6 protein-coding genes are annotated in these 6,936 nt (G+C 71.0%); 4 read left to right on the forward strand and 2 right to left on the reverse strand.

What is annotated here, in order from left to right:
• The 4 genes from AC1MIR_RS22170 to AC1MIR_RS22185 all read left to right on the forward strand — a co-directional run.
• On the forward strand, positions 1-1,008 hold a 1,008-nt coding region (locus AC1MIR_RS22170; RefSeq protein WP_480030361.1), incomplete at its 5' end, for a xanthine dehydrogenase family protein molybdopterin-binding subunit.
• Positions 1,009-1,044: 36 nt separating this feature from the next.
• A complete protein-coding gene (locus AC1MIR_RS22175) occupies positions 1,045-1,755 on the forward strand; it encodes a metal-dependent hydrolase (protein WP_480030362.1) in 711 nt (236 codons plus the stop codon).
• A 44-nt stretch (positions 1,756-1,799) separates the two neighbouring features.
• Positions 1,800-3,413, forward strand: a complete 1,614-nt coding sequence (locus AC1MIR_RS22180) for a flavin monoamine oxidase family protein (protein ID WP_480030363.1) — start codon at positions 1,800-1,802, stop codon at positions 3,411-3,413.
• A 4-nt stretch (positions 3,414-3,417) separates the two neighbouring features.
• Positions 3,418-3,807: a c-type cytochrome gene (locus AC1MIR_RS22185; protein WP_480030364.1), complete on the forward strand. Its 390-nt coding sequence runs from the start codon at positions 3,418-3,420 to the stop codon at positions 3,805-3,807.
• 22 nt (positions 3,808-3,829) lie between these two features.
• Here AC1MIR_RS22185 and AC1MIR_RS22190 read toward each other — a convergent pair whose 3' ends face one another.
• A complete protein-coding gene (locus AC1MIR_RS22190) occupies positions 3,830-5,377 on the reverse strand; it encodes a SpoVR family protein (RefSeq protein ID WP_480030365.1) in 1,548 nt (515 codons plus the stop codon).
• Positions 5,378-5,432: 55 nt separating this feature from the next.
• Complete coding sequence (locus AC1MIR_RS22195) at positions 5,433-6,728, reverse strand: YeaH/YhbH family protein (RefSeq protein WP_480030366.1); 1,296 nt, start codon at positions 6,726-6,728, stop codon at positions 5,433-5,435.
• Positions 6,729-6,936: the final 208 nt, after the last annotated feature.

Raw genomic sequence — 6,936 nt, forward strand, 5'->3', positions numbered from 1 at the left:
GCCGCGGGGCGGGGGCCGCGGCCGCCCGCCCCGCCCCCCGCGCGGCGGCCGCCCCCCCCCCCGCGCGGCAGGCTGCGCGGGCGCGGCCTCTCCTGCCACCTGCACGGCTCCGGCGGCTGGGGCGACGAGACCTCCATCGTGCAGGTGCTGCCCGACGGCAGCATCGCCGCGCGCACCGGCACGCAGAGCCAGGGCCAGGGCCACGCCACCGCCTTCGCGCAGGTGCTGGCCGCCACCTTCGGCGTGGAGTCTGCGCGCATCCGCATCCTGCAGGGCGACAGTGCGACCATCCCGCGCGGCGGCGGCACCGGCGGCTCCTCCTCCACCATCGTCTCGGGCACCACCTTCGCGCTGGCCGCGCGGGCCGCGATCGAGGCCGGCAAGGACGCGGCCGCCGAGGCGCTGGAAGCGGCCACCGCCGACATCGAGTGGCAGCACGGCGCCTATGCCGTGGTCGGCACGGACCGCCGCATCGGCCTGCTGGCACTCGCCGCGCGCAGTGGCCCGATCGAGGGCCGCGCCGACTTCGCCGACACCGTCGTCACCTGGCCCGCCGGCATCGCCATCGCGGAGGTCGAGCTGGACCCCGAGACGGGCGAGGTCACGCTGGACCGGTTCGGCGCCGCGGTGGATGCCGGCACGGTGGTGAACCCGATGCTGCTGGCGGGCCAGCTGCATGGCGGCTTCGCCGCCGGCATCGGCGGCGCCCTGCTCGAGGAAGCGCGCTACGACGCCGACGGCCAGCTGCAGACCGCGACGCTGATGGACTACGCCATGCCGCGCGCGGCCGACCTGCCGGGCTTCGCGCATGTGCTGGCGGGGGTGCCCTCGCCCAACAACGCGCTCGGCATCAAGGGCGTGGGCGAGCTGCCGACAAATGGCGCGCCGGCGGCGGTGGCGAATGCGGTGTCGGATGCGATGGGCGGCGCACCGGTGGCGCTGCCGATGACGCCGCGCAACGTCTGGGCCGCGCTGGCAAGCTTCCGGCACAGCGGCAGCCTCGGCTAGAAGGGCCGCGTCACGGCATTCGGGAGAACGCGTTCCATGAAGCTCACCTGGTTCGGCCACTCGGCCTATCGGCTGGAATTCGGCAAGTCGGTCGTGATGATCGACCCCTTCCTGACCGGCAATCCCTCCTTCGGCGGTGATCCGGTGCAGGCCTCGGCCGGGGCGACGCATGTGGTCATCACCCATGGCCATGCCGACCATGTGGGCGATGCGCTGGCGATCTCGCAGCGCACCGGCGCCAAGGTGGTCGCGAACTACGAGATCTGCATGTGGCTGGCGAAGAAGGGCCTCACCGCGATGGACCCGATGAATTCGGGCGGCACCACCGACCAGGGCGAGTTCGGCGTGACGCTGACCGTCGCCTTCCACTCCTCCTCCGTCATGGACGAGAATGGCATCACCCAGGATCTTGGCCTGCCGCATGGCGTGGTGATCACACCGAAGGACGCGGCGGAGCCCACCGTCTATCACATGGGCGACACCGAGATCTTCTCCGACATGGCGCTGATCGACGAGCTGCACCGGCCGAGCGTCGCCATCGTGCCGGTCGGCGACCGCTTCACCATGGACGGCAAGCGCGGCGCATTAGCGGTGCGGCGCTTCCTGCCCAGCGTGAAGACCGCCATCCCCTGCCACTGGGGCACCTTCCCGATCATCGCCGCGACGCCGGACGCCTTCGTGCAGGCGATGGTGGGCGCGAACGCCAAGGTGCTGGTGCCGGAGAAGGGCGTGGCGACGGCGCTGTAGCGCGGCCGCCCACGGTCCGTTACGCTTTCCGCCCGGAGGGTTCCATGGGCACAGAGCGGACGGACCCGGCAGCGGGCGGCACCAGCCGCCGCGCGCTGCTGGCGATGATCGGCACCGTCGCCGGCAGCGCGGCGATGTACCATGCGATGACGCGGCTCGGCTTCGCCGCGGAGAGCCCCTATCGCGGCCCGCCGAACCTGCAGGGCGCGCCGCCCGGCAGCTCCGTCCTGATCCTCGGCGCCGGCCTCGCCGGCCTCACCGCCGCGCTGGAACTGCGCAAGGCCGGCTACCGCGTGGAGGTGCTGGAATACCAGCAGCGCGCCGGCGGCCGGAACTGGAGCCTGCGCGGCGGCGACATCTTCACCGAGCTGGGCGGCGCGACGCAGCGCGTGGGCTTCGACCCGGGCCTCTACGTGAATCACGGGCCCTGGCGCATCCCCTATCACCACGCCGCCGTGCTCGACACCTGCCGGCGCTACGGCGTGGCGCTGGAGCCCTTCATCCAGGTCAACAACAACGCCCTGCTGCACAGCAGCCGCGCCTTCGGCGGCAAGCCGGTGCGCTGGCGCGAGATCCAGGCCGATTTCCACGGCCATGTCGCGGAGCTGCTGGGCAAGGCGACGAACCAGGGCGCGCTCGACACCAGCGTGACCGGGGAGGAGAAGGAGATCCTGCTGGAAGCGCTGCGCGAATGGGGCGCGCTGGACGCCGACATGACCTATCGCGCCGGCGCCGTCAGCAGCGAACGGCGCGGCTATGTCGCGCCGCCGGGCGGCGGCCTTTCCGCCATGCCGCGCTACTCCGAGCCGCTGTCGCGGGAGGATGTGCTGCGCTCCGGCCTCTGGGCCTGGCTGCTCAACGCCGTGATCCAGGAATTCCAGACGACCATGTTCCAGCCGGTCGGCGGCATGGATGCGATCGGCAAGGCGATGTTCGCGGCCCTCGGCCCGGAAGCGATCCGCTTCGGGCGCCAGGTGACGGAGATCCGCCAGGATGCGCAGGGCGTGCGCGTGGTGCATGTGGACGCCGCGCAGGGTGGGGAGGCGCTGACCAGCGCGGCGCAATGGTGCGTCTGCACCATCCCGCTGACGGTGCTGAGCCAGATGCAGATCGACTGCTCCCCCGCGCTGCGCAACGCGATCGACGCGGTGCCCTACTTCTCGGTGGTCAAGGCCGGGCTGCAGTTCCGCCGCCGCTTCTGGGAGGAGGACGAGGCCATCTTCGGCGGCATCTCCTACACCGACCTGCCGATCACCTCGATCTCCTACCCCTCCCATGGCTGCCTGGCCGGCGGGAAGGGCGTGCTGCAGGGCGCCTATGCCTGGGACAACCCGGCCTCCTACGCGCTGTCCTCGCTCGCGCCGGAGGAGCGCCTGCGGCAGATCGTGGCGCATGGCGCGGTGCTGCACCCGCAATACCACCAGGAATTCGAGAACGGCGTCGCCGTCGCCTGGCACCGCGTGCCCTGGACGCTCGGCTGCGCGGGCAATTGGAGCGACGAGGCGCGCCGGACGCACTACGCCAACCTCTGCGCGCTGGACAACCGGCTGGTCCTGGCGGGCGAGCATGCCTCCCTGCTGCCGGCCTGGCAGGAAGGCGCGATCCTCTCCGCGCTGGACGCGATCGGGCGGCTGCATCGCCGCGTGATGGGGGGTTGAGCCGATGCGCCACAGCCTCGTTGCCCTGCTGCTCGCCGCCGCTTCCCTGCCGGCGCTGGCGGATTCCGGGGGCCCGGTCACCGGCGTCGCCCCGCGCGTGCTTGCCGCGCGCGACGGCGAGGGGATCTATCGCAGCGTCTGCCAGGGCTGCCACATGCCGGACGGCGCCGGCGCGCGCGGCGCGGCCGCCTATCCCTCGCTGGTCAACAACCAGAACCTCGCCGCCGGCGGCTATCCGGTGACGGTCGTCGTGAACGGGCTGCGCGCCATGCCCCCGGTCGGCGCGATGATGGACGACGCGCAGGTCGCGGCGGTGGTGAACTTCATCCGCACGCAGTTCGGCAACGCCTATACGGACCCGGTCAGCGCGGAGGACGTGAAGGCGGTGCGCTGATCGCGCAAGCCCGGCTCGCAGCCTACTCCACGATGCCGGGCCGCGCGCTGGCATGGTGCTCGCGCAGCACCGCGCCGGTGGTCGCATCCACCTCGCGCAGCAGCACGCCGTAGCCCCAGAGATCGGCCAGGTGCTGCAGCACCGCGCGCGCCTCATCGGGCTCCAGCAGCTGTCGTTCCAGGACGCGGTGATGCAGGATCAGCCGGCGGTCGCCGATCAGGTCCACATCCTCCACCTGGATGTCGGGATCCAGATGGCCGATGTCGTATTGCCGCGACAGCGCGCGGCGCAGGCGACGATAGCCGCGTTCGTCATGGATGGCATCGACGCGCAGGTCCTCCTCCCGGTCATCGTCCACAAGGTGGAACATGCGCAGCTTCCGCATCAGCCGCGGCGAGAGGTATTGCGCGATGAAGCTGTCGTCGCGGTGGTTCGCCCAGGCCTCCCTGAGCGCGCCTTCCGCGTCGCCGCAGCCGGCGAGGCCCGGGAACCAGGCGCGGTCCTCCCCATCGGGGGCGGCCGCGATGCGGGCGATATCCTCCATCATGGCGAAGCCGAGCGCATAGGGGTTGATGCCGCCATAGCGCGGATCGTCGAAGGTCGGCTGGAACACCACGTTGGTGTGGCTGTGCAGGAATTCGAGATACTGCCCATCGGTCAGCCGCCCCTGCTCGTGCAACCGCGTCATGATGCGGTGATGCACCCAGGTGGCGCAGCCCTCGTTCATCACCTTGGTCTGCCGCTGCGGATAGAAATACTGTTCCACATGCCTGACGATGCGCAGGATCTCGCGCTGCCAGGGGCGCAGGCGCGGCGCCGTCTTCTCCAGGAAGTAGAGGACATTCTCCTGCGGCAATTGCAGCAGGGCGCGCCGGCGGGCTTCCTCGGCCTTCGTCGCCGGCGCGTTGCGCGGCCCGGGCAGGGTGCGCCAGAGATCGTCGTAGATCCGTTCCTCGTGCTGGCGGCGCTCACGCTCGCGCCGTTCCTCGCTGGCGAGGTCGGGGATGCGCCGGCGCGGCACGCGGAACACGCCCTGCGAGGACAGCGCATGCGCGGCATCCAGCACGCGCTCCACCGCCGCCTCGCCGTATTTGTCCTCGCAGTTCATGATGTAGCCGCGGGCGAATTCCAGGTAGTCGAGGATGCCGTGCGCATCCGTCCATTCCTGGAACAAGTGGTTGTTGCGGAAGAAATGGTTGTGGCCATAGGCGGCGTGGGCGATCACCAGCGCCTGCATCGTCGCCGTGTTCTCCTCCATCACGTAGCAGAGGCAGGGGGAGGAGTTGATCACGATCTCATAGGCGAGGCCCTGGAAGCCCTTGCGGTACAGCGTCTCGTGCCGCGCGAAGCGCTTGCCGAAGGACCAGTGGCGATACAGCACGGGCATGCCGTTCGCGGCATAGGCATCGAGCATCTGCTCGGCCGAGATCACCTCGATCCGCGTCGGATAGAGCGAGAGGCCCAGCTCGCCGACGGCGATCTCGCCGCAGGCGTCGTGGATGCGGCGCAGCGTGTCGAAGTCCCAGTCGGCGCCTTCGAACAGCAGCCTGTCGTCGCCGACGGCGCTCATGCTTCCGCGCCCAATCGCCGGAGGGCGGAGCAGCGAAGGCGTGAATCGGCCGCGCTCACCTGCCTGCTTCCTCCATCGCGCCCTTGCGGAACAGGTCGCGGAAGACCGGATAGATATCCTTGCGGTGGCGCACCTTGCGCATCGCCAGCCGCGGCTCCTCGGCGCGCAGCTTTCCGTAGGTGCGCCACAGCTCGGTCTCGCGCGGCATGAAGCCGATCGGGCCGCCATCGTCCTCCCGGCCCACTTCGAGATAGGCGAAATACTGGCAGGCGGGGATCACGCGGCCCATCAGCAGCGCCGCGGTGCGGTCGTTGTCGGCCGAGGTGTTGTCGCCATCCGACGCCTGGGCGACGTAGATGTTCCAGTCGGCCGGGCTGTAGCGCGCCTCCATCACCTTGATCATCTCCTCGAAGGCGGTGGAGACGACGGTGCCGCCTGTCTCGGGGCTGCGGAAGAAGGTCTCCTCGTCCACCTCCTTCGCCTCATGCGTGTGGCGGATGAAGACCACGTCCACATGCTTGTAGCGGCGGCGCAGGAACAGGTGCAGCAGCAGGTAGAAGCGCTTCGCCAGGTCCTTCATGCCTTCCGTCATGCTGCCGGAGACATCCATCAGGCAGAACATGACGGCGCGTGCGATCGGCTTCGGCGCCGGCTCGAACTGGCGGTAGCGCACGTCTATGGGGTCTATGTAGGGGATGCGGAGCGTGCGGGTGCGCAGCCGCGCGATGCGCGCGCGCAGCGCCTCGGCCTCGGCGGGGTCGGTCGCCTCCGCCGCGCGCAGCGCCTCCTCCAGTTCCTCCAGTTCGTCCGGCCGCGGCCGGCGGAGCGCGAGCCGGCGCGACAGCGCGTTGCGCATGGTGCGGCCGAGCGCGAGGTTCGCCGGCGATCCCTGCGTGGCGAAGCCCGCGCGCCGCACGCCGGAGGCATCGCCCTCCACCACGCGCTTCTTCGCGAGTTCCGGCAATTCCAGATCCTCCAGGAAGAGTTCCAGGAACTCCTCCTGCGTCAGCGCGAAGCGGAAGGCGTCCTCGCCCTCCCCGTCCGGGCTGCCCTCGCTGCCGCCGCCTCCGCCGCCGCCCTGAGGGCGCGGGATGGTGTCGCCCTCGAGGTATTCCTTGTTGCCGGGCAGCACATGCTCGCGGAAGCCGCCCGCGGCGCGGCGCAGATGCGGCTCCCTGACGCCGGAGGCGGGGATGGTCACCTCGCCGCCGCGCTCGATGTCCTTCAGGCTGCGCTCGCCCGCCGAGTTGCGCACCGCCTCGCGCACCATGTCCTTGGCGCGCCTGAGGAAGCGCTGCCGGTTGGCCAGGCTCTTGCCGCCCGGGTTCAGGCGGCGGTCGACGATCTGCATTATCTGGTGCCCTCAGACGCCGGGCGCGGCACGTCCGTGCCGCTTGGCTTCGCGCAGGCCACTGGCGTTCCCGGCATCATGGCTGGTCTGTGCGCGGGCCGCGTTCGCGGCGTCGTGCCGCAGGCACGCCTCCGGCGTGATGGCCCGCCGGTAGTGAGGCGGGGGGCCGCGCCCCCGCCACAGGCGGGCGGGCCGGCGGGGGGGCGCG

The sequence above is a fragment of the Falsiroseomonas sp. RANM36 genome (assembly GCF_056682175.1).